The 23,928-nt window shown below is 47.7% G+C and carries 21 protein-coding genes; 17 read left to right on the top strand and 4 right to left on the bottom strand.

The window, feature by feature from the left end:
• Positions 1-14: 14 nt before the first annotated feature.
• Positions 15-302 (bottom strand): hypothetical protein, encoded by a 288-nt coding sequence (locus tag NYE29_RS32915; protein ID WP_340899300.1) that lies wholly within the window; start codon positions 300-302, stop codon positions 15-17.
• A 181-nt stretch (positions 303-483) separates the two neighbouring features.
• Here NYE29_RS32915 and NYE29_RS32910 point away from each other — a divergent pair, with 181 nt between their 5' ends.
• The 16 genes from NYE29_RS32910 to NYE29_RS32835 all read left to right on the top strand — a co-directional run bounded on the left by NYE29_RS32910 (position 484) and on the right by NYE29_RS32835 (position 20,033).
• Entirely contained in the window at positions 484-1,065 is a 582-nt protein-coding gene (locus NYE29_RS32910; RefSeq protein WP_340899299.1) for a TetR/AcrR family transcriptional regulator, read from the top strand.
• Positions 1,066-1,301: 236 nt separating this feature from the next.
• A complete protein-coding gene (gene pyrH / locus NYE29_RS32905; RefSeq protein WP_076113160.1) occupies positions 1,302-2,039 on the top strand; it encodes a UMP kinase in 738 nt (245 codons plus the stop codon).
• Positions 2,040-2,305: 266 nt separating this feature from the next.
• Positions 2,306-3,712 (top strand): NAD(P)/FAD-dependent oxidoreductase, encoded by a 1,407-nt coding sequence (locus NYE29_RS32900; RefSeq protein ID WP_340899874.1) that lies wholly within the window; start codon positions 2,306-2,308, stop codon positions 3,710-3,712.
• Positions 3,713-3,794: 82 nt separating this feature from the next.
• On the top strand, positions 3,795-5,630 hold the full coding sequence (locus NYE29_RS32895; RefSeq protein WP_340899298.1) for a UbiD family decarboxylase: 1,836 nt from the start codon (positions 3,795-3,797) through the stop codon (positions 5,628-5,630).
• Between the two features lie 682 nt (positions 5,631-6,312).
• Complete coding sequence (locus NYE29_RS32890; protein ID WP_340899297.1) at positions 6,313-7,389, top strand: zinc-dependent alcohol dehydrogenase; 1,077 nt, start codon at positions 6,313-6,315, stop codon at positions 7,387-7,389.
• Between the two features lie 28 nt (positions 7,390-7,417).
• On the top strand, positions 7,418-9,355 hold the full coding sequence (locus NYE29_RS32885; protein ID WP_340899296.1) for an alpha-amylase: 1,938 nt from the start codon (positions 7,418-7,420) through the stop codon (positions 9,353-9,355).
• A 19-nt stretch (positions 9,356-9,374) separates the two neighbouring features.
• Positions 9,375-10,517 (top strand): sugar ABC transporter substrate-binding protein, encoded by a 1,143-nt coding sequence (locus NYE29_RS32880; protein ID WP_340899295.1) that lies wholly within the window; start codon positions 9,375-9,377, stop codon positions 10,515-10,517.
• A gap of 24 nt (positions 10,518-10,541) precedes the next feature.
• Entirely contained in the window at positions 10,542-11,201 is a 660-nt protein-coding gene (locus NYE29_RS32875) for a RibD family protein (RefSeq protein WP_340899294.1), read from the top strand.
• A 21-nt stretch (positions 11,202-11,222) separates the two neighbouring features.
• Positions 11,223-12,584 (top strand): MATE family efflux transporter, encoded by a 1,362-nt coding sequence (locus NYE29_RS32870; RefSeq protein WP_076113165.1) that lies wholly within the window; start codon positions 11,223-11,225, stop codon positions 12,582-12,584.
• A gap of 217 nt (positions 12,585-12,801) precedes the next feature.
• Positions 12,802-14,196 (top strand): helix-turn-helix transcriptional regulator, encoded by a 1,395-nt coding sequence (locus tag NYE29_RS32865; protein ID WP_340899292.1) that lies wholly within the window; start codon positions 12,802-12,804, stop codon positions 14,194-14,196.
• Between the two features lie 229 nt (positions 14,197-14,425).
• Positions 14,426-14,548, top strand: coding sequence for a hypothetical protein (locus tag NYE29_RS32860; protein WP_340899290.1), 123 nt, complete (start codon positions 14,426-14,428; stop codon positions 14,546-14,548).
• Positions 14,549-14,892: 344 nt separating this feature from the next.
• Positions 14,893-15,960 carry a glycosyltransferase gene (locus NYE29_RS32855; protein ID WP_340899288.1) on the top strand — a complete coding sequence of 356 codons (1,068 nt, stop codon included), beginning with the start codon at positions 14,893-14,895 and terminating at the stop codon, positions 15,958-15,960.
• Positions 15,961-15,985: 25 nt separating this feature from the next.
• Positions 15,986-16,558: a GNAT family N-acetyltransferase gene (locus tag NYE29_RS32850; protein WP_340899286.1), complete on the top strand. Its 573-nt coding sequence runs from the start codon at positions 15,986-15,988 to the stop codon at positions 16,556-16,558.
• A 307-nt stretch (positions 16,559-16,865) separates the two neighbouring features.
• Positions 16,866-17,720: a carbohydrate ABC transporter permease gene (locus NYE29_RS32845; RefSeq protein WP_438496546.1), complete on the top strand. Its 855-nt coding sequence runs from the start codon at positions 16,866-16,868 to the stop codon at positions 17,718-17,720.
• On the top strand, positions 17,717-18,541 hold the full coding sequence (locus tag NYE29_RS32840) for a carbohydrate ABC transporter permease (protein WP_076112193.1): 825 nt from the start codon (positions 17,717-17,719) through the stop codon (positions 18,539-18,541). Before NYE29_RS32845 ends, NYE29_RS32840 begins: the two co-directional genes overlap by 4 nt.
• Positions 18,542-18,650: 109 nt before the next feature.
• Positions 18,651-20,033 (top strand): ABC transporter substrate-binding protein, encoded by a 1,383-nt coding sequence (locus NYE29_RS32835; protein ID WP_076112195.1) that lies wholly within the window; start codon positions 18,651-18,653, stop codon positions 20,031-20,033.
• A 177-nt stretch (positions 20,034-20,210) separates the two neighbouring features.
• Here NYE29_RS32835 and NYE29_RS32830 read toward each other — a convergent pair whose 3' ends face one another.
• Positions 20,211-20,870 carry a phosphotransferase enzyme family protein gene (locus tag NYE29_RS32830; protein ID WP_340899283.1) on the bottom strand — a complete coding sequence of 220 codons (660 nt, stop codon included), beginning with the start codon at positions 20,868-20,870 and terminating at the stop codon, positions 20,211-20,213.
• A complete protein-coding gene (locus tag NYE29_RS32825) occupies positions 20,830-21,192 on the bottom strand; it encodes a hypothetical protein (protein WP_340899282.1) in 363 nt (120 codons plus the stop codon). The genes NYE29_RS32830 and NYE29_RS32825 overlap by 41 nt, the downstream gene beginning before the upstream one ends.
• 317 nt (positions 21,193-21,509) lie before the next feature.
• Between NYE29_RS32825 and NYE29_RS32820 the strand changes: the two genes are divergently transcribed.
• A complete protein-coding gene (locus NYE29_RS32820; RefSeq protein WP_076112199.1) occupies positions 21,510-22,478 on the top strand; it encodes a helix-turn-helix transcriptional regulator in 969 nt (322 codons plus the stop codon).
• Between the two features lie 198 nt (positions 22,479-22,676).
• On the opposite strand, the gene NYE29_RS32815 is transcribed toward NYE29_RS32820, so the two are convergent.
• Positions 22,677-23,834, bottom strand: coding sequence for a glycosyltransferase family 4 protein (locus NYE29_RS32815; RefSeq protein WP_076112200.1), 1,158 nt, complete (start codon positions 23,832-23,834; stop codon positions 22,677-22,679).
• Positions 23,835-23,928 lie beyond the last annotated feature (94 nt).

Below are 23,928 nucleotides of genomic sequence, written 5' to 3'. Positions count from 1 at the left end.
AGAAATCGGTAAACTTAATCCTTACTGAGAAGACCAATAACACTTATTATTGCTCCTAGTAAAATAGTCAGAAAACTCAAGCTGGGATATCTGACCTTGTAATCAACGATAGCATTAAAAATGAGTCCTAAAAAAATCAGTTCGGCGCCAAATAACATTAGTTTCTTTCCAGTCAGATTTTTGCGAAAAAACGATAATGCCAATAGGATGCCTATAATGATTGTAATTCCTAATAAAGCATTAATGATCAAAAAACCGTTCTCGGATAAATAAAAAAGGTTAGAGCCAGGAGTCTCATCCAAGGTTATTTCCTCCATTCTAAGTTAACCATGCCTACAATATTGGCTGGTTATTTTATATTTTGAATGTACCATTTATTTGAAAATTATTCCATGCAGGAATAGTGGGAAGGATTGACAAGCCTATTATTATTTAATAATCTTCGTTATAGCACAAGCGTTATTCATAGGGGAGGTGCAGATCGTGCCGCCGAAATCAGATATTACGAAAGAGCAAATTATTCAGGCGGCATTTGCCATTGTGCAGGAGCAAGGGCTTGAAATGTTGTCAGCCCGAAATATCGCGCAGAAGCTGAATTGCTCCACCCAGCCGATTTACAGCTTGTACGGAAATATGGAGGAGATCAAAAGTCTGGCATATCAGAGGGTTGTAGATCATGTGCGTTACAGCATGACAACTTATGAGGATGGGTACTATTCACCTGCTCTCAATTTGGCTATCGGATTTTTGCATTTTGCCAAGAAAGAACAGCATTTGTTCAGATCTGTGTATCTCTCCGGTTATAAGAGCTATGATCTGGATCAAGAAGAATTTATAGGCGAAGCCATAAGCATGGCCTATATGCGTCATAGCAAACGGCTCAATTCAGCCTCAGAACACAGGCTTAAGCGGGTTTTTCTAAATCTCGCGATCTATTTAATCGGGCTGGGAACCCTGATCCACTCAAGTACGAAGAATCTGGAGATTGACGAGGCAATAATCATGGTCAGGGAGATGTATGAAACTCTGCTCCTGAGAGAAAAAGAGGGAATGAGCTGTGAATAGCGGTCTGGCGTTATTTCTTCAAGAAATCAGATTAAGATATTAGCAGTTGCTATTTTCTTCTCGATGAGTATACAATAGATTGAATTAAAATACTGGAAGAGGTGGAAATATGAAGCGGGAACGGAAGAGCGGCGATCGAACAGCACTTTCATTTTCAAATCTTCATATTTTCATTTTATTGAAACACTAAAGCATTTTATGCTTTAGTGTTTTTTTATTATACGGAGGTGTAGAGATTGGTAAGGTACAAAAGAGTTCTTATTAAACTAAGCGGCGGGGCAGTGGCAGGAAAGACGGAATTTGGTTTTGAACCGGAAAAAATGGAGCATATCGCGAGTGAAATTATGTCCGTGGTGGAACTGGGCGTTGAGGTTTCACTCGTGATCGGAGGAGGCAACATATTCCGTGGTAACATGGCGGAGAGCTGGGGCATAGAAAGAGCGGAGGCTGACAATATCGGCACGCTCGCGACCGTCATCAACAGCTTGATGCTGCGTGGAGTACTCAAGGCCAAATCTGACAGAGAAGTGCGCGTAATGACAGCAATACCGACTACATCCGTTGCTGAACCGTATATCCGTCTAAGGGCAATTCACCATTTGGAAAAAGGGTATATCGTGATTTTTGCCGGAGGGAACGGTCAGCCCTATGTGACAACAGACTATCCTTCGGTTCAACGAGCGATCGAGGTGAATTGTGATGCCCTGCTGGTTGCCAAACAAGGGGTGGATGGTGTACTTAGTGCAGATCCTAAACATGACAGGGCGGCCAGAAAGTTCAAATCCCTGCATTACAACGATGTGCTTCAGCATAATTTGAAGGTCATGGATCAGTCAGCATTCATCCTGGCCAGGGATTATCATCTCCCGATGCATGTGTTCAACTTTGACCAGCCGGGTTCCATGAAAGACATTTGTGAAGGGATCAATCACGGAACGATCATTAGCGGAGAATCTCTTCTGGAATTGGAATGAGTGGCATGTTTTATTCCATAATTAAGAGGGTGTGGAGTGCAATAGCTTAGTTTGTCAATATACAGCTAGCTAATATGCTTAAATATTAGTGATTATGTACAATCGGTTGGCAGGAATTTAGCTATAATGACAATAAACCTAACATTTATATTTAAAAGGCGCAGCATTCAAGATATAATGTGGCCATCAGTATCAGCGTGAAGGTTGGCGGCGGATAGCTATGCACTTTGATATCCTAAAGATGCCATTGAAAGGTCTGAGGTATGATGAGCCTGGAAACTTTAAATGAACGAGTACAAACGGACCTTTCCTATTTGGCCTATGGCGGTACGGACTGGGTACGTCCTCTGGAGCATCTGGAAGGGCATGTCTACGATGTTGTTATTGTCGGAGGCGGTCAAAGCGGTTTGGGAGCGGCCTTTGGACTGCTGCGTGAACGGATATCCAACATTCTGGTCATTGACGAGAACAGTGAAGGGTCAGAGGGGCCTTGGGAGACCTATGCCCGGATGGTTACACTGCGCACACCCAAGCATTTGACCTCCATTGATTTGGGGATTCCATCCCTGACCTTCCGCTCCTGGTGGGAAGCGCAGGCTGGTCCTGAGGGCTGGGAGGCCATGGACAAAATCCCGCGCGGTGAATGGATGAACTATCTGCGCTGGTACCGGCAGGTGCTCAGACTTCCTGTCATCAATGAGGTGAAGCTGAAGCTGATTGAGCCTGGAGAAGAGGGGCTGCACCGCCTGCACATTGCCGGCCCGGGAGCACCCTCCGGGTTGCTGCTGGCCCGGAAGGTGGTGCTGGCAACCGGCATTCAGGGTGGCGGTGAGTGGCATGTGCCGCCGCTCATTGCCGGGAATCTGCCGGAGCATCTGTACGCACATACTTCGGAGGCCATTGATTTCAGCGCATTGAAGGGCAAAAAAATCGCCATTCTGGGCGGTGGGGCCTCAGCCTTCGATAATGCTAATTACATGCTCTCCGAAGGTGCAGCCGAAGCCCATGTCTTTGTACGGCGGGAGAAGCTGCCGAGCGTCAACCCGATTCGCCAGATGGAAATGTCGGGGATGATTGAAAGGTTTCATACATTGGCGGATGACGATAAATATGCGGTGATCTCCCATTTCTTCAAGTACAATCAGCCACCGACCAATGATACCTTTGCCCGTGCCGCGGCTTGGCCCGGCTTCACGCTGCATCTCGGCTCCCCGTGGCTTGATGTGCAGGCTGCTCCGGGAGGAGCGGTAGTAACAACTCCCAAGGGAGAGTTTGCCTTTGATTATATTGTGGTCAGCACCGGCCTGCTCAGTGATCCCGGCCTGCGTCCCGAGCTGCGGCTGGTTGAGCGCTATATCGCCCGCTGGAGCGACCGCTATCAAGCTCCGGAAGATAAGGCGAATCCGCTGCTTGATGACCATCCTTATCTCAGCCCGGGGTTTGCGCTGCAAAGCCGTGGGGAAGACGGCCAGAAGCTGCTGCATGGTTTGTTTGTATTTAACTATTCCGCTTTAGCCAGCTGCGGGTTGTCCGCTTCGGCGATTTCAGGCATCCGGAACGCCATACCTAAGCTTGTAGCCGGGGTGGCCGATCAGCTCTTCGGGGATGACCGTGAGAGGATTCTGCAATCTTTTTACTCCTATAATGAAATTGAATTTACCGGAGATTTGTAAGGAAAAGCTCTCTTGAGAAATCAAGAGGGCTTTTTGCTATAATAAAGAGGTTCATATTTCTTCTGCAGATTGGAGTAAGACCATGACCTATCGCAATTTGGAAGAGTGCATTATAGATTTGGAGAAGCACGGACATTTGATCCGTATTCATGAGGAAGTGGATCCCCTGCTGGAGATGGCAGCGATCCACTTAAAGGTTTATGAGGCCGGCGGCCCTGCATTATTATTTGAAAATGTCAAAGGCTCGAAGTACCGTGCGGTGTCGAACCTCTTCGGGACCATCGAGCGCAGCAAGTTTATATTCCGGGATACCTGGGATTCTTCGCAGAATGTTATCGCGCTGCGCAATGATCCGATGAAGGCGCTCAAGCAGCCCTTTAAATATATAGGTACAGGGCTTGCCGCGAGAAAGGCACTGCCGCTTAAGACACTCGGCGGTGTCCCGGCCGGCTTCGAGGAAATTCAAATCTCCGACCTTCCGCAGATTAAGCACTGGCAGGGAGACGGCGGGGCTTTTGTAACCTTGCCGCAGGTGTACTCGGAGGACCCGGACAAACCGGGCATAATGAATTCCAACCTGGGCATGTACCGTATTCAGCTCAGCGGCAACGAGTATGAAGTAAATAAGGAAGTGGGGGTTCATTACCAGATCCACCGCGGCATCGGAATCCATCAGTCCCAAGCGAACAAGCGGGGCGAACCGCTTAAAGTGAGCTGTTTCATCGGCGGTCCTCCCGCACACACATTGTCTGCTGTCATGCCGCTGCCGGAGGGCTTAAGCGAAATGACCTTTGCCGGCCTGCTGGCCGGACGCCATTTCCGCTACAGCTATGTAGGCGGCTTCTGCATCAGCGCGGATGCGGATTTTGTAATTACCGGGGAAATTCATCCCGGTGAGACCAAACCGGAAGGTCCCTTTGGCGACCACTTGGGGTACTACAGCCTGGTGCATCCTTTCCCGGTCATGAAAGTACATAAGGTGTATGCCAAGAAAGGGGCAATCTTCCCGTTCACTGTAGTGGGACGGCCGCCGCAGGAGGATACCGCCTTTGGGGAATTGATTCATGAACTGACCGGAGGCGCTGTGAAGCAGGAGATCCCGGGAGTGAAAGAAGTGCACGCGGTCGATGCTTCGGGTGTACATCCCCTGCTGTTTGCCGTTGGCAGCGAACGGTACACACCTTATCAGCAGTTGAAGCAGCCGGCGGAGATTCTTACCATCGCCAACCGGATCCTGGGAACCGGCCAGCTTAGCCTGGCCAAGTATCTGTTCATTACGGCCGAGGAGGACCGGGCCATAAGTACTCATAATGTGGTTGAATTCCTGACCTATATTCTGGAGCGGATTGACCTTCACCGCGACATTCATTTTCAGACGAATACGACGATTGATACGCTTGATTATTCCGGCACAGGGATGAACAGCGGCAGCAAGGTGATTTTTGCAGCAGTGGGAGAGCAGAAGCGAAGCTTGTGCACAGAAGTGCCGGAGGTTCTGTCCCGGCTGCAGGGCTTCGGTGAGGCCAGAATGGTGATGCCGGGCGTTGTTGCCCTGCAAGGTCCGGCATTCATTAATTACAAGGAAGCGCAGCAGCAGCTAAGGTCTTTGTGCACTGCCATTGAGGAACAAGGTCCGCTCCCTTCCTTGCCGATGATTATTCTGTGTGATGACAGCGGGTTTATGAGCGGGACCCTGAACAATTTCCTATGGGCGACCTTCACCCGCAGCAACCCTTCGCATGATATATATGGCGTGAACAGTGTAGTGGAGAATAAGCACTGGTCCTGCGACAATGTCATTATAGACGCCCGTACGAAACCGCATCAGGCCCCGCCGTTAATCCCGGATCCTGAGGTGGAGCGTCATATTGAGCGGCTTTTTGCAAAGGGAGCCATCCTGGGAGGCCTGCGTAAATAAAACTGCAGGTTATTCCCTTGGCGGGGAGTTTGGAGAAAATAGTATATTGGAACGGAAAACCGCAGCAAATGTCGCTGCGGTTTTTTATGTCGGCTCAAAGTCGCGCTTTTTCGGAAATCAGTTTTTGTCATATTTTCGCGAATTCCGTGCGCAAATAGGTAACATTGCTGGATCAAAGCCGTAACCTGCGCGGCAGGGAGTGGTCTGCAGAAAAAATTTTAATGCAATATACAGGCAGGACAGATTGCCAAATGATACGGATAGAAGAAACGCTAAGAGTGAAAATAATAGATCGGCGAGAGACAACTTATAAGTGAATTAGACCAAGAAGGCCAGGCCTAGCCTGGCTTTCTATCGCTGAGCGAGCCAGTTGAACCGAAATTTATTCCGGATTCCCGGGCTGAGATGGATGGACCCCATAAACGAATGCAGTCATATTTTGGTGATTATTAATGATATGAAATAGAAAAAAATAATAATGATGTAATATTCGACAAAAAATTCCTTACATTTCAAATAAAATATGTTAGGATAAAAAATGCAATAGTACAAACGTTTGCACAACTTCTGATTTATGCTTTTTCGAGAGATAAAGGGGGCGTACTGAGTTGGTGTGAAAATATTTGAAATTATGTGAAAAGAAAAGAAAGTGAATGTAAGGGAGAGGAAAGGGGATTAGGCAATGAAATCAGAACAAGCAGAATATGCAGTATCGGAGAAGATGCCGGCACTGGTATGGTGTTCCGAGGGACTGAATCTGTCTGAACTGGACATCCCGGCGATCACACTTTTAACTGATGTCAAGGTGAAAATTCATATGACGGGGATCTGCGGAACCGATCTGGCTGTTATCACAGGAAAAGAACCTGGTATTTCTGGAGTGATACGCGGTCATGAAGCTGTAGGGACTGTCATTGAAACCGGGGCGAATGTGACAGGCCTGAAAATAGGCGACAGAGTAGTCATTGATCCCAATCAAAGCTGCGGCGAGTGCAGATTTTGCCGTCAAGGCAAGGAACATCTCTGCATAGGAACGGATGGACGGGGCATGCCGATTGCCGGATTGAACAAAAATGGCACTTTTGCTCCCTGGTTCGTTACTGAAGAAAAGTATTTGTATAAATTACCTGAACAAATGAGTTGGGAAGCGGCACTGGCCACTGAACCACTCGCCTGTGTTCTGCATAACTTCCGTGAGGGAAGGGTCAGTGCAGGTGACTCGGTGTTAATTCTGGGTTCCGGTCCTATGGGGCTTTTATGTCAAATAGTTGCTAAACGTATGGGATGCACCACTATTTCCACGGAAATCAATGCAGGCCGGCTGGCAAAGGCGAAGCAAATCTCTGACTATGCCTGCCCGCCGGAGGAGCTGACCCCGGAGCTGGTCTCCAGCCTACTGGGAGAGAAGAAATTTAACATCGTAATGGATACGGTGGGCACACAGATGGAAATGGCGGAGCAGTGGGTGGAGCGCGGCGGTACGATAATCCCCTTCGGCATCAATGGAAAATATCAGTATACAATTTCACCGACTTTTTACACCCAGAACGCAATACGGCTTCTGGGAGCCGGTGAATATTTGAACACCTTTGAGGATGCATTTCAGTTTGCGAAGGATGTACCGGAAGTATCCTCCCTGATTACACGCAAGTACAGTTTGAATCAATCCGGGACCGCCATTCAGGAGTTGCTGGGACATGTGCCGGATCATGCAGCTTCTTCGGACAAGCCGGTTCTAAAAACGGTGTTCGTTTTCTGAAATGAACTTTCATAGGGAGATGCGCTCAATGATCAGACAGGACGAAAGAATAAACCGGATGCTTGAATATTTTGCTGGCTGCCAATTTAAAAAAGTGGAACCCATCTGGATACCCGCTCTGTGGAACGAGTGCGGCTATTTGTCAGCCTTGGATAACAAGGATGGCGAAATTCTCGTTGATCCGGCAGGATTTATGGTTAAGCATCTGCAGTACTTGCTTGAGTTGTCTTCGGGTTATGTCAATATTGACCAGACAGATTTAGATAATAGTGTCATCTATTGCTCCTTGCTCCGTTATACCTCAGCCTGGGATTATAGCCATACCGGAAATATCCAATCCGGAACGTTTCTGAAATTTATGATTCTGTTACCAATGCTAAAAAAAATGAATGTCAATATCCTGTACTTGCTGCCTGTAACCCAGTACAGCCATTTGAATCTCAAGGGGGATATTGGTTCGCCGTATGCCGTGTACAGCCTGTTTGATTTGGATGAGAATTTACATGATTCGTTGCTGGACGGTATGGAGAAGCTGACCATCCATGATGAGCTGGCGACCTTGGTTGAGGCCTGCCATTTGCTGGATATCAAAGTAGTACTTGATTTAATTCCGCGGGTGAGTGCAAGAGATAATGTTTTTTTGGCAGAACACCCGGAATGGTTTTACTGGATTGATCTTAACGTGCTGCCGGGATTCCAGCCGCCGAAAATCGCCGAATTGGAGTTCTTCGCCGAATGCACACCTGATAAGCTGGAAACCATTTACCGCAGCGATGAAACCTTGGTTTTTCTGAATCAATTCCGTCTGCCGCCGAATGAACTGGATGCAGCCCTTTGGAGTGACCTCAAACGGCGCGCGCTTGAGTCAGGCGAATCCATATTACCGATGATCGAACGTGAGATGGGGATTACCCCGGCCCCCGCACATTCGGATTGGATTAATGATGTTCAGCCAATCTGGACAGATGTTGCCTTCTTTCGTCTGTACAATGATCCCTCTCCATTGGTCCGCTCTTATTTACCTGAAGGACAGCCGCCATACGTACTCTTTGATACGATCAAGTGTAATGTATACCCGGGAGAGGAGCCGAACCGGGAATTGTGGAACACGCTGATAGAGGCTGCTTCTTTCCAACTGAACACTTATAACATTGATGGTTTCCGGATGGATATTGGACACACGCTCCCGGTTCCCTTACAGGAATCTATGTTCAAGGTGATTAAAGATATTAAGCCAACAGCGATTCTGATCAGTGAGGATTTATTCAATCGCAACCACCGTGAAGCGGCAAGAACCGGATACAATGTGATGTTAGGCAGCGGGTGGAACATCATGACCGATATCCGTGTCGAACGTTTGGAGGAGTACCTGCGGGAACTTCCGGAGTTGCAGATCCACGTATTTGCCTGCTCGGAAACGGCGGATACTCCAAGAATTACAAGCCGGGGAGGGATGGAGCTGGCCCGTCTCATGACGGTGTTCAATTATTTCCTTCCGAACGGAATCCCCTATCTGACTACAGGAATGGAAGTATATGAGGAGCAGCCGCTCAATTGCGGTCTCGGGGACAATACCGGCGGTGCAGATATTCCAAAAGCTTTTTTCAATACCATGACGATCAACTGGACTAATGAGTCCACATTGCTGCCGATCCTGGAGCAATTGAAGCAGATAAAGAGACAATACTCTAATCTGCTGAAGCCTACGAACTTTTATCTTTCCGATTCACAAGGCGATATTATGATCTACTCTTACTATTTGAAAGATGAGCTGTTCAGTGTTTGTTTTAATTTGAACCCGGAAAAAGTGCAGACATTAAAGACTGAGCTTATCTATCCGGGGGCTAAAAAGACAAATTTGCTGATAGAAAGCGAACAGGGCGGATGGAACAAGCCTGGCAGCGAAGAAACCTATGAGATGCGGCCTTATCAGGCGCTGGTACTTTTAATGGAACTAAACAAATGACCAAGGAGGAAGGACTACTATGGACAAACACACCGTGCAGCAACAGCAACTGAATATCTGGCATGAATTCGATGGGAAGGGAGATACCTCCATAGAGGTGTTGGAGCAGCTCTGCCGTGAGTATAGCTCTGAATTCGGCATTCCCGTTATTCCGAAAGTCATGAATATCTCCATACTGACCGCTGGCTTGCAGCAGATAAAAACTGCCGGGGCTGGTCCGCAAATGGCGCTGGTTCCGGCAGACATGGCCGGCTATGGGGAAGCAGCCATGTATTCGGAGATTCCAGAGAAATTCTGGTCCATGTCCGGCTCCACTGATAAGGATATCCGTTACTCCATGCGGTCGAGCGACAGACAGTATGGTATTCCTATTCTGAAAGGCAATCATCTGGTGCTTTATTGCAACTCGGAAATCTATCCGGAGGCGCCCGCTTCCTGGGAAGCGATTGAACAACAGGCGGAGGAGCTCAAGACTAAGGGAATTGTACCGGTCGCTTCTGATCTGGCGGACCCGTATTGCTTTATCCCATTCCTGACTGCATTTGGAGGCTGGCCGCTGAAGGATGGGAAACCCGATTTGTCAACTCCGGAAATGGAAGCGGCCCTGCGGTTTGTTCAGCGGCAAACGGCCCAAGGGGTGCTTGGCAGTTTTCACGGTTCAACTGAACTTCTGGACCGTTTTATCGCCGGAGAGATTGGTGCCATCATTTGCGGGGAATGGATTTACAATTATTTAGACCTTCATATGAGAGACAGATTGCTTGTAGGTGCGCTGCCGACTATTATTGGCAACCCGGCAGTCTCGATGGCTTCGTCCATCGGTCTGGTATTTCCGCAGAATTCGTTGGAATCGGAGCAAGCGGACGAGCTTCTATCATTTGCGGCTTATCTGCTGAGTGAAAGCAGTCAACGGGAATGGGCGGAGCGGGTACAGCGGATTCCAGTGCATACCGGGGTGTTGGAGGACATCAGGGTTACCGCCTCACCGGTCAGGGCTAAACTGATTTCCTGCCTCGAAAATGCGCGTAACATGCCAATTGAGCCGGTTATGAGGGGTGTCTGGGATGCCATATCCGCAGGCTTAAAACATTTATCACAAGAAGACGCCGCGAGATTATTGGTGTTAATGGAAGAGCATGTGAGCAGCAGCAGCAATCAATAAACTCTATAGAGAAGAGGGAAAACCATGAAAACAACTATTTTTAGCCAAGTGTCAATCGACGGAAAGCTTACTTTAGGTGCGGGGCAGTCCAGCAAACAATTGTTCAGTATGTTCGAGGAACCTGATATTGAATACATTCATAAATTCAGGGGTTTGGTTGACGCTATCATGGTAGGGAAAAATACCATACAAAATGATGATCCGATGCTGACAAACCGGTATGAGGAGAATAATAACCCGCTGAGGATTATCCCCACCTCACATATGGATATTTCGCTGGACAGTCATGTTTTTGCCGACAACGGCAGAACGCTGATCGTTACCACTGAAAATGGCCAGGATCCTGAGAAGATAAGTATTTTGAAGGACAGGAACAAAGAGGTGTTAATCTGCGGAGAGGACAAAGTAGATTTTGTGAATTTGTTCCGTGAATTGGAGGAGAGCTACAACGTGCACAGCATTATGATAGAGGGCGGCGGTTTTCTAAACTGGAATGTATTTGACCAGGGTTTAGTAGATGAAATCATCTTAATGCAGCTGCCGATTATTATCGGAGGCGAGACCAATATAACGCTTGTTGACGGCAAGGGATATAATGACCTGAGCTTTGCAAAGAAGTTCAAGGTTGTCGAAGTTCTCCCGCAAAAAAACTATACACTGCTTCGTTATCAAAAGGCTGTATGACGACGATGGGAGGGCCCGGTAATGTTAAAAGATTCAAAGGCGGATTTTTATAGCAATATCTATAAAATAGCAATTCCTGTAACTCTGCAAAGCCTGATTATGGCACTGCTAACCTTAACCGATCAGCTGATGGTCGGACAACTCGGCGATGTGGCCGTTGCTTCTGTAGGCATCTCCATAAAAATATACGGGATTATAACTGTAGTATTGGCCGGACTGGCGACAGGAGTATCCATTTATGCCGCGCAGTTCTGGGGGAAGAAGGATGAGAGAAGCACAGCGCAGCTGCTGGGATTAGGACTGCTTCTAGGGATGGGCATCTCGATTATTTTCACGTTGCCCATTCATTTCTTCCCGCAATTCAGTCTCAGCTTATTTACTAAGGACCAGCGGCTGATCACAGAGGGGTCCGGTTTTCTGAAAGTGATCTCTCTGAGTTATATTCCGGTCATGCTGACGATGATCTATTCCGCTATATTGCGTGCTACAGGACATGTGAAGCTCCCTATGATAACCAGCATAGCTGCAGTGTGTATTAATATTATACTTAACTATCTGCTAATTTTCGGGAAATTCGGCTTTCCGGAATGGGGGTTAAAAGGAGCAGCCATTGCTACACTTATCGCCCGTTTGTTTGAATGCTGCTTTATCATCGCAGCTGCCTATAAGCTTCGTCTTCCCGGAGCAACCCATATCCGTGACTGGTTCGGGGCATCCGGGACGCTTCTTGGGAAGTTCCTTCGCACTACGTATCCGATCGTACTGACCGAGCTGATTTGGGTGCTGGGTGAAACTGTGTACGCCATTATTTACAGCCGGATGGGAACTTCTGAAATAACCGCGATGACGATAACCTATCCGCTTCAGAGCTTAAGTATCGGTTTATTATCCGGGCTCTCTAGCGCGGCCGGCATCATGATTGGGAATAAGCTGGGGGCCGACGAGCAAGATGCGGCACTGGATTTTTCCAAGCGGTTCATTAAGCTGGGTATCCTGGTTTCCCTTGGAATCGGCGTGTTGATTGCCGTATTTGCGCCTTTGTATGTATCTATCTTTCAGGTGTCAGAGGAAGCGCATCTCATGGGAACCCGCCTAGTTTGGGTATTCGCTGCATTCCTGTGGGTAAAGGTTGCCAACATGATATTGGCGGGCGGCATTCTCAACAGCGGCGGTGACAGCAAGTTTGTATTCGCGATGGAATCCACTGCGACATGGCTGATCGGTGTCCCTTCCGGATTATTAATGTCATTTGTCTGGAAACAACCTGTATTTCTGGTGTACATGATATTGTCCATGGAAGAAGTGGTTAGACTTAGCATTGGACTGATACGAATATACTCCAGAAAATGGATGAAAAATTTGGTTGCTGACATATCTGCATAAGAAGGAATGGATGCGGGGGAGAGATCCCCCGTCTTGCTTTATTGCAATACAATGGAAACCGAATTGCCAAAAAAAACAGATTACCATTATACACGATGATGCCAAAACTATGAAATATATATTTCAATTGACCAACGGTAAAACTATGGTTATATTTGTAATATAATAAAATTTCTCTCATATGTTGCTACGAGTTGATTCTTAAGGAGTGGTTTACTTGATAGCTACAACCACGATCCGCAGCGAGTTGGATAACCTCATGAAACAAAAAGGCTGGAATATGAGTAATCTGGGTAGAACCATCGGTATAAATGTAGGATCTATAAGCTCCATATTAAAGGGCAATAAGGTAATGAGCGTGGATCAGGTTGACAGGGTGACCGCGGTGCTTTCGTTGCCTGCGGGTTATTTTTACGAAAACTATATTCAGGAAAGCATGATAGAAGCGACGCCTAATTGGCGAAGAATTGGCCCGTTTCTTTACCGCTGCGCAGAATTAAATAAACTGGATTGTGTTCTGAAGACGGTTACTATTCTTCTGGAGGAATTGACCTACGCACCCTTACTCTTTGATGTTGCCAATGATTTTTTCAAGAGAAACTGGAATGACTCTGCCGCGATTCTGTATGATAATGTAGCCAGATGTGAAATCCGCCAGCATTCCGAACGTTTGGCCTTCTGCCAATACCGTCTCTTCACGCTTAGCATTGGAGATGACCAAATCCAGAACTTTAAGGCGGCCTGTCAGTTTGAACCTTTTGTCGAACGTTTGGATGAGAAGGATCAGCTGGATGCGCTTAAAGATTTAGCGAATATCTACCGTTCTTTACGGCGGTGGGACAAGGTTGAGGAGCTTGCCCAGGAGATGGGCCGGAAGGCCCGGATACAGTATTTTAGCAAACACCGCAAAGAAGAAAGAATGCAAGAGGACTTGGCAACCAGCCTACCGCTCTTTGTATACATAGCCTATTCGAACCTGCTTCTTGCAAGTGTATGGGACGCCAGAGGGGATTTTCAGCAAGCCTTGGAATGCACCTATGCCTATGCCGATCTTAGTTGGGTCAAAGAGACGGACCCTGAGACGTTACATTGGATTGAATTGTTTCAGCATTGGGCACAAGTCAATACCTATATAAATAAGCTTCGAGGCGGAGATCAAAGTGTGATTTCTGACCTTGTTGAAATTACTAAAGGCAAAAAAGAAATTTTTACTGAGCTCCTCAATATCATTGAAGCAGCTAATCAGTATTCTTTTGATATCGATCACATTTTAGTTGAATTCGAATCTCAGATTCACTCTTATGAACAAGATCTGGCTTCCGATGTTTATACCCGGCAGGTTATTCCTGAACAAACAGCACGGTTTAGTTACGAGTTGTCAAAATATTACCTAAATAAAGCAATGTATGCAGAAGGATTTAGGTATTTATTGGAAAGTATGGAATCGTACAGTGCGAAAAACAATAATAATGCTATTATCAATTGTGTAGGCCTATTTGAGAGTTTTAAAAAATATGCACTTCCTGAAACACGGACACAGTATCAAATATTTATTCAAAAGGTGTGGGAAAAAAATGAAAAAGAAGCTGACCTTGTTATAAGTAGTAACTAGCTTTGTAGCGATTTCCCTTTTTGAGCCTATATAGACATCCAAGTAATTGCCTGATGAAAAAAACTGTCTATCTTTGTCAAATAGTCAGTTTTTATTTGGGAAATTATACAACAAAAAGCAAAGTTTGTGATATAATCATTTGTGTAGGCTTATCTGAGAGATTTAAAGAGTATGCGTTGTTTGAATCACTGACACAGTATCACAAATTTATTAAAAAGGGTGTGGGAAAATGAAAAAGAAGCTGACCTTGTTGTTAGTAGCTACCAGTTTTTTAGCCATTTTATTTTTGCCGGTGTTGCCTTCAAATCCGTCTCATTTTGTAATCCTTAATGATCAAGTTGGAGGAGCATAATCAGGCTGTCACTTCCCTTGAAACTGTTGAATTCGAGTACCCGTCTTTAATATCTCTTCTATTTTTTGAGCCTACATAACCTCTGAGTATCCGGCAGATTGTTCGAGAACTGTCCTTCCCTTGCAGGGAGGGCAGTTTTTTGATTTACAGATGTAATCAGAATATATTGATAATACTGTATAATTATTGATATATTATGAAGGAAGATTTTGGATTGGTTTGATAATGGTGCAGCTTGGTCATGGCTTGTAAGTGGTTCTCCATGTTTCTCCTTGCTTTGATGCCGGTTTTGTAAGCTTCTGTTTCATGAAGTCACATTAACCCAACCACTAGGAGGTTGCCAAATGAGAATCGCTATTGTCAGCAATAAACGTTCCGGATTAGGCGGAATGGAGGCGGTATTTAGAACCGTGATGCAGGAGCTTGTCCGAAATCAGGATGAGGTCAAGATGTTTCTTATGGGCGGATCGCTGGACAAGAATTGGCTGCGTGATTTGGATTGTGTGGAGATCGGAGATCAGCGTACGGACAATGCCTTAAGACGGCGCTATAGCTTCACACTTCCGCTATTCCGGGAAATTAGTCAGTATCAGCCGGAAGTGATTATCGGATGTGATCCCAATGTGGTCTGCTATTGCAAATGGATGACGAGAATATTGAACCGGAAGATTCCTGTTGGCAGTTGGGTGCATAATGAACTGTCTACGATCTGGAAGGTGCAGCTGCTGAAATACGCCGATTTCCATCTGTCGATCAGCAAAGGGATTGCCGAGCAGATTCAAGCGGTGGTTGGCAGTGAAGCCCAGGGTAAGATCTTCGTCACCCACAACCCGGTTGATGTAGAAGTGCTGGAGGTTGCACGGCCGGAGGTTCCAACCTTTCTGTACATCGGCAGGCTGGAGAATAGGCAAAAACGTGTGAGAGATTTAATTGATTCCCTTGCCAAACTGGAGGGAGAATGGAAGGCGATCATTGTTGGAGATGGACCGGACCGGGAAGAAGTATACAACCTGGCGCAATCATATGGTATCAACGATCGTCTGGAATGGCTCGGCTGGAAGAAGAATCCTTGGGCGGAAATTCCCCGAGCTTCAGCGCTGGTTCTGACCTCCAACTTCGAAGGGTTCCCGCTGGTGCTGCTGGAGGCTATGGCCCGGGGCATTCCATGTCTGAGTACGGATTGCCAGCATGGACCTGCGGAAATTGTTATTCCTGAGGGCAACGGCTGGCTGGTTTCTGTCGGGGATGTGGAAGGAATGGCTGGGATTATGCAGCTTATCGTAGATCAGCCGGAACACCTGCCCGATCCGCAATTCGTCAAAGAATCGGTTAATAAATTTAGTATCACAAATGTAGTCGATAACATCAGAGGTATTATCGAGCAGCAATTGCAGATGAAGGTCTCTTCATAATCAAAGCAGCAAAGGGTGAGGGTTAATGGAAGTTTTGGAAACGTTGCGTTTAGTGCTTAGGAGATTCAGAGCAGAAGATGGGCAGGACCTGCATGAATATCTTGCCTGTGAAGAGGTTGTAGAATATGAGCCCTATGGTGTTTACAATGAAGAAGACAGCCATGCTGAGGCGGTGAGACGTTCCACGGATCAGGCATTTTGGGCTGTGTGCCTCAAGGATTCAGGCAAAGTAATTGGCAACTTATACTTTCAGGAGCAGCAACCGCAGGAGTTTCAGACTTGGGAGATCGGCTACGTGTTCAACCGTGAGTATCAGGGCTGCGGCTATGCGGCTGAAGCCTGCCGCACATTGCTGGAGTACGGCTTCAATACTCTAGGAATTAGACGGGTAACCGCCCATTGCGATCCGCGGAATACACCATCCTGGCGGCTGCTCGAACGGCTGAAGCTGCGGCGGGAGGGGCATTTTCTCCAGACGGGCTATTTTAAAACCGATGAACAAGGTATGCCGAAATGGCATGATACTTTTGCCTATGGTGTACTAGGTAAGGAATGGCTGAATCTGAATCAGGAGAAAGCGGCGGAACAACAAGTGTAAGCAAAGACCTTCTTGAGAAATCGAGGAGGTCTTTTTTTGTATAAATAGTTGAGATAATTTATCTCTCCGTTTACAAAATTTATATAATTTTAACGCTGGCTTGCCATCCTCCTGATGCTGCGTTGACATCCAAGCTTTACACTTGCAGAGGTAGTAAGAAGATAAAAGCGGACTGTTAGGTCATTAGGAGGCTTCCATTTTGAGTGAACTAGAGAATTCATTAACCCTGCCTGCAAGAGAAAAAGCGGCATCGGCTGGAATTCCCTTACGGCCGGCATATTTAAGCAAGCTGAAGGTTCAGGAGAATATGCTTGCCTACCTGTTCCTGGCTCCTTCGTTGCTGCTGTTCGGTGTGTTTTTATTCTATCCGTTGCTGAAATCCGTATATTTAAGTCTGCATAGTACGGACCCGGCGGGACGAATCGCAGCGTATGTCGGCTTTGATAATTTCAATGCCCTTTTCACTTCAGGACTATTTCTGGACGGTATCCGGGTGACGGCGCTGTTTGCCCTCCTGACGGTCCCGACCGGCCTGCTGCTTGCACTTGTGCTCGCGGCGCTTACCCACAATCAGCTGCGCGGCAAACGGCTGTTCCAGTTCGCCTTCTCTTTGCCCATGGTGCTGTCTGTTGGATCGGCGGCAGTGATCTGGAAATTTCTGTTTCATCCCACGCTGGGTATGCTGAATTATTTGCTGGAGCTTGCCGGAATGACGCCGGTGGCGTGGCTGGTGAATCCGGATACCGCGCTGCTGTCTATCTCATTAATGACGGTATGGATGAATCTCGGGTTCAATTACATCATCCTGTCGAGCGGAATGCAGGGCATTTCGGACGAAATCTATGAGAGTGCCAGAATTGACGGAGCGGGAGCAGTCACGGTATTTCGCAAGATCACCCTGCCTCTGCTGTCCCCGACCTTGTTTTTCGTACTCGTGGTTTCGATCATTAGTGCCTTCCAGGCGTTTGGCCAGATCAATATTTTAACCGCCGGCGGACCGATGAACAGTACCAACGTGTTTGTATACTCCATCTACCGTGAGGCCTTTGTCAACTTCCGCTTCGGAACGGGCAGCGCCCAAGCACTGATGCTGTTTTTGGTTATTATGCTGCTGACGCTGATCCAGTTCAAATGGGTGGAAAGGAAAGTGCACTATCAATGAAAAAGCCAAAAGCAGGACAAGTACTTACCTACTGTGTGCTCACTGTGGTGGCGGCACTGGTATTGTATCCCGTATTCTACAGCTTCTTCATGGCCGTTATGGCCCCGGAAGAGGCCAGCGCTTATCCGCCGTCCATCGTTCCGCATTCCTTTCATCCGGAGAACTTTAGCGAAGTGTTCGATATTATTCCGATCGCCACCTTTATTGGCAATACCTTTCTGGTATCCGGCATTGTCATGATCGGCCAATTGATCACCGCTAGTCTCGCAGCATATGCCTTCGCTCAAATGAATTTCAAAGGGAAATCACTGATGTTCAGCCTGTTCGTGGCCACGATGATGGTTCCTTGGGAAGTGACGATGATTCCCAATTATTTGACTGTACGCAGCCTGAATTGGCTGGATACCTACCAGGGCCTGACCATACCTTTTCTGGCGACGGCCTTTGGCACCTTCCTGCTGCGGCAGTTCTTTATGCAGCTGCCCAAAGAGCTGTTTGAGGCAGCCAAAATCGACGGCTGCGGACATATTCGCTACTTTCTGTTTCATATGCTGCCGCTCTCCAGACCGGCACTGGGCACCTTGGCTGTCTACTCTTTTCTGAACATGTACAATTCCTATCTCTGGCCGCTGCTTGTTACGAACAGCAAACCGATGCGGACGGTGCAGATCGGAATCTCCATGCTTGAATTTCAGGAATCGACCTCGTGGAATCTGGTATTTGCCGGAATCACACTGGCCATTCTGCCTTCGCTGCTGCTGCTGGTATTCGGGCTGAAGCAGCTTGTCCGGGGCATGGCGGCCGGTGCACTGAAGGGATAAGTGATAGGATGCGCAGAGCTAAAAGCTAGTCAGCTGCTTATTGCAGATGATGAATACGTATATAGCTTCTTCAATCCAAATTATAGGGGAAAAGGGAGAGATACTTAGAATGAAACGATTCAAACAAGGTATGGTTCCATTGCTTGCGAGCCTGATGCTGGTTCTTGCTGCCTGCGGCAACAATTCAAATGCAGATGAGAACAATAATGCAGCCGGCAGCACCTCCTCAGGCAGCGATGGGGAAGTCAGTGCCGCTGCCGCTCCGGTAAAACTCAGCTGGTGGCATTCTATGTCCGGTGCGGGTGAAAAAGCGATTAATCAGATTGTCTCCGACTTCAATGCCAGCCAGACCGGCATCGAGGTGGAAGCGGTGTACCAGGGTAAATATGATGAAAGCTTGAACAAGCTGAAAGCCTCCATCGGCTCGAACAGCGGACCGGATCTGATCCAGGTCTATGAAATCGGCAGCAAGTTTATGATTGATTCGAAGATGATCACACCGGTGCAGCAGTTTATCGACCAGGACGGTTTTGATCTGTCAGGTCTGGAACCCAACATTATCCGATACTATACGATTGACGATAAGTTAAATGCGATGCCGTTCAATACGTCCAATCCGATTCTTTATTATAATAAAGATGCTTTCAAAGCAGCAGGACTTGATCCAGAGAACCCGCCTAAGACATTTGAGGAATTCGAAGCCGCTGCCAAAGCATTAAGCAAAGACGGTAAAGCCGGAGCGACAATTGCCATCTACGGCTGGTTCATGGAGCAGCTGTTTGCCAATCAGAACGCTGATTATGTTAATAACGGCAATGGGCGCGACGCCGCTGCCACAGAATCGCTGCTGGCTTCGGATGCCGGTGTAAGCACACTGGAATGGTGGAAAAAGATGGTCGACGATAAAGTAGTCGCCAATCTGGGACGGGACACAGATGATACGGACAGCGCGTTCGCCGCAGGTCAGGTAGCGATGACACTGAACTCTACGGCTTCGCTGCGCAATATGGTAGAGGCGGCTGGCGGCAAATTCGAAGTCGGCACAGGTTTCCTGCCGAAACCTGCCTCGGCGAAGGACGGCGGAGTGATTGTCGGAGGAGCCAGCCTGTATATTATGAACAACAAACCGGAAGCGCAGCAGAAGGCGGCATGGGAATTTATCAAATATGTGGCCTCGCCGGAGGTTCAGGCAAAATGGAGTGTAAGCACCGGGTACTTCCCGATTAACAAGGCTGCTTATGAGCAGCAGGTGCTCAAGGATAATATGGTGAAATATCCGCAGTTCCAGACTGCTGTTGACCAGCTTCATGCTTCGAGTGCTTCAGCGGCGACCTCGGGTGCGGTAATGGGCGTATTCCCCGAAGCACGCCAGATTGTTGAAGGTGCGATTGAAGAAGCGCTGAACGGACAAAAAGAGCCTAAACAGGCGCTGGAGGATGCCGGCAAACAGATTACCGAGAAAATCGGCCAGTACAATGCTACGGTGAAGTAGAAATCCGAAGTCAATGAATGGGGCTGCAATAGACAGCTGAAGTGGAAGCCGGGCAGATGCCCGGCCTCTTTTTTGATATATAAGGAATTAGATGTTCCACATTAAATGATCCTTAAATAAAGGATTAAACGACCCAACAATAGTAATAGCGGAGGCTATGGATGAACAAAGGGTGGCCTATAATTGTATATCGCAACCATCAAATCTCTGACCAGATTGAATAAGATTTATGGCTTGGGTAATTGCAGTTTGCTGAAATTCAGACAGGCGACTCTCATCTCCGTCCCAGCTATTTAGCCACCAGAAGTATGAGCATATATTCCTATAGTCCATGAACATAGGAATCTGCTTAACCCAATAGGTATCTAAGTCATTATGCTTGAAGTAGCCTGTTAAAAATTCATCCAAGAATCGTTTTGCAAATTCATTTTTAGATTTTCGGTCCTCGGCCGGAGACCCCCACCACACGGCATGAGTTGCCGCAATTGCAATATCCAGCGCAAACCAGCCGTATATACTGTCATCAAAATCAAAAACCGTAATGTCATCATTGTTGATATGAAAATTATAGGGATGAAAATCGTTGTGGATCAATCCATACGATTGAGCATCTTTAGGCAGGGAAGCGATCGTATTCTCCAGAGATTTCAACTTTTTAAGCAGGATATGATATCGGCCTTGTTGTAAATAAGGGTTATCCATATTCCATGTTCCCCAGTCATCTCTTTGTACAGCATCATCTGCAGCCTTATAGGATTTTGTGAGCAGATGCATTCTTCCCATGGTTTCTCCCCATTTATTGAATATCGGGGGGGCCCCACAGATTGTTTTTATCAAAAAAACGTCCAGATGCCATATGGAAAGCTGTAGCAATATAACATTGATTCTGCTCTCTGTAAACAGCAACGAATTGTTGATCCGAGGTTTGGATTGGCAATGAGGCATGCACGCCGCTCTGCGCCAAATAATATACCCAATCCACTTCGGCTTTTATTTTTTCCACATATGCAGGAGGTTTCTCAGATAATCGTAAGATGCAGAGTTGATTGTTTTTGGAAAACCGGTACACCTCATTACAAGAATTGCTAAGGAAAACCAATGTATCAACTTCAAACCCAAAGGATTCTGCAGCTCTGCCTAACAGTTCTTTACTTACCATAATGAACCTCATCTCTTCAGCAATTCCCGGCCGGGTATAACCTCAGACTAACCGTATTTTCAAATAAAATATAGACTTATAGTTTTCTATCAAATAAACTAATAATCAAGTACAAATCATTTTATTTTCGAACTGTTCATGAAGTTTCGGACACATACTATGATTAGACAAGACTCCTTTTTCGAGGAGTCTATTTTAATAGTTCTTCTCTTCAGAAGTTTCGTCAGACTATGACTTTGTTATCTTTTAACAGCGTATTGGACTAATGTCCATCTTTCAGGCATTCAAGGCGGGACGAGAAGAAACAGGTGAATCAGATGAAAATTAACCGTTTGCTGGGAATCGTAGTCTATCTGCTCAATCGGGAGGTGGTCAGTGCCCGTGCACTGGCCGGGAAATTCGAGGTATCACCGCGTACGATTCAACGTGACATCGAATCTATTGGGCTCGCCGGGATTCCGGTGGGATCGCTGCAAGGCACTAACGGAGGTTATTACATACTCGACAGCTTCAAAATGAACAGACAGCTGCTTCAGTCCGAGGATTACGGTTATATTCTGGCCGCCCTGAAGGGGCTGGTATCGGGCTACAGCAGCAGACGCGCAGAAGATACCATGGAGAAGATCATGTCCTTAACACCGGAGAAGGAGGCAGTGCCGCAGCCCATTCAGCTTGATTTGGGGGTTCTAAGGGAGGGTGCGGGCACGGGAGAGGCGATTCAAGTTATAGAGCATGCCATCCGCCAGAAAAAGGTGCTTCACTTTCAATACACCAATGCAAGGAATGAGGTGGCAGACAGAATTGTCGAGCCATTGCTCTTAACCTATAAGTGGCATGCATGGTATTTATTCGCTTATTGCTGTGACCATTGCGGATACCGGCTGTTCCGTCTTTCCCGAATCCGGGAGCTTCGGGCCACGGACGGGACCTTTTCAACAATGCATCGAGATGCGGAAAGTCTGCTGGCGGAGGCGCAGGATCACCGGCCGTACATAACCGTTAAGCTTGCATGTCCGGCAGGTCTCAGGGTGCTGATGGAGGAGCTGCTCCCCAATGCGGTGCTGTTAGAAGTCCGGGATCAGGAACTGGTCATGGGCTTCACCGTCCCGGAAGAGGAGAACGGCTGGTTCGGAACATTGCTGCTGTACGGCCATCAGCTTACAGTGCTTGAACCTCTGTCACTGCGCCAGCGAATGGCGGACCATGCCAGTAATCTGCTGAATAAATATGCCGAAGGTAAGACCAAAGAATTGGCGCTCTGCAAAGGTCTGGATACCGAAAAGTGAAGAACAAAGCTGTTTTTTCGTACGATTACTATTACATAAAAGAGTTTAGCAGAATGTTGTAATTATTGATTGTACAGTGTAGGAATGCAGCGCGTTTCTCCACCCCTTCCGGAGGGGGAAGAAACGCGCTGTTTTTTGCGGGCAGAATTATGTGATCCTTCCCCGCACCAGCGGGGGAAATCCGTCAACCTCTTAACGCTAGGCTGTAAATATCCCCGTTCGGTTCTTCAAGCGCCGGTTCTCAATCACCTCTTCGTAATCCCGGATCAGGCCGTCAAAAATATGCTCCCAGGAGCGGCCGAGCGCGAGCCGCCGTCCCTCCCGGCCCATAGCCATCCGTTGCTCCGGCTGATCCGCCATAGTGCATATTTCCTTCACCAGTTCTCCCGGATGATGCGGTTCAAACAATGACCCGGTCACACCGGACAAGACCAGATCCGTTGTGCCGCCTGCCCCGGCAGCGATCACAGGCAGGCCCGAGGCCATCGCTTCCAGAACAACGTTCCCGAAGGTTTCCGTGCTGGAGGGAAACACGAATACATCTGCCGAGGCATACAGCTCTGCCAGCTCCTCCCCGTGCTTGCCCCCGGTGAAGGTGACATTGCGCGGCGCCTGCGCCCGCAGCTCCGGCAGCAGCGGGCCGTCTCCCACCACCAGCAGATGAACCGCCGCAGCCGTGGATTCCGGCAGCTGCCGCATGGCGGTTAAGAGAGTGGGGATATCTTTTTCCGGAGCAATCCGTCCTACATAAAGCAATACTACCGGTGCCGTAATTCCGTAACGCTCCCGTACCTGTCCGCTGCGTTTCTCCGGTGTGAACAGACCGCAGTCAATTCCCCTCGACCATAACCGCAGCCGGGTGAAGCCATGGGAACGCAGCGTAGCTTCTGTCTCCCGCGAAGGGGCCAGGATGGCATCGCAGGAACGGTGGAACCATTTCATGTATTTCCAGTAGAGCGGAATGATTCTTCTCATCCGGTAGTATTGGAGATAACGGTCGAAGTGGGTGTGATAGGAGGCAACATGAGGGAGGTTCTGCTTCTGGGCATAGCGGAGACCGTACAGACCAATGTTGAACGGGGTGGCCATATGCAGCAGATCAGGCCGGAAGGACCGCAGCTCTTGCTGGATGGAGGACATACCGGGCAGCGCCAGCCGGCACTCAGGATACAGAAAAAAGGGGATGCTGGCAATCGGACGGACGGGATCGGCGAAATGTTCTTCAGGGGCGGATTTCGGGGTGAAGAGCAGATGCTCGATGCCGCGGCGGTGTAAATGGCCGGCAAGCCGGTGAAGCGTGCGGGCGACTCCGTTGGTTTGAGGAAGATAGGTGTCCGTAAACAAGGCAATACGCATGGATAATCCCTCCCGGTACTCTTGTTGTCTTGATCATAACAGGCGAATATTTCAGTGAGGTTATCGGGGAATCAACTCATTTCCGTCATCATGT

This window comes from Paenibacillus sp. FSL M7-1046 (assembly GCF_038007405.1).
GTDB lineage: Bacteria > Bacillota > Bacilli > Paenibacillales > Paenibacillaceae > Paenibacillus_AQ.
Note: the sequence above shows the minus strand (reverse complement) of the source record. Positions and strands in the feature narration are given on the sequence as shown.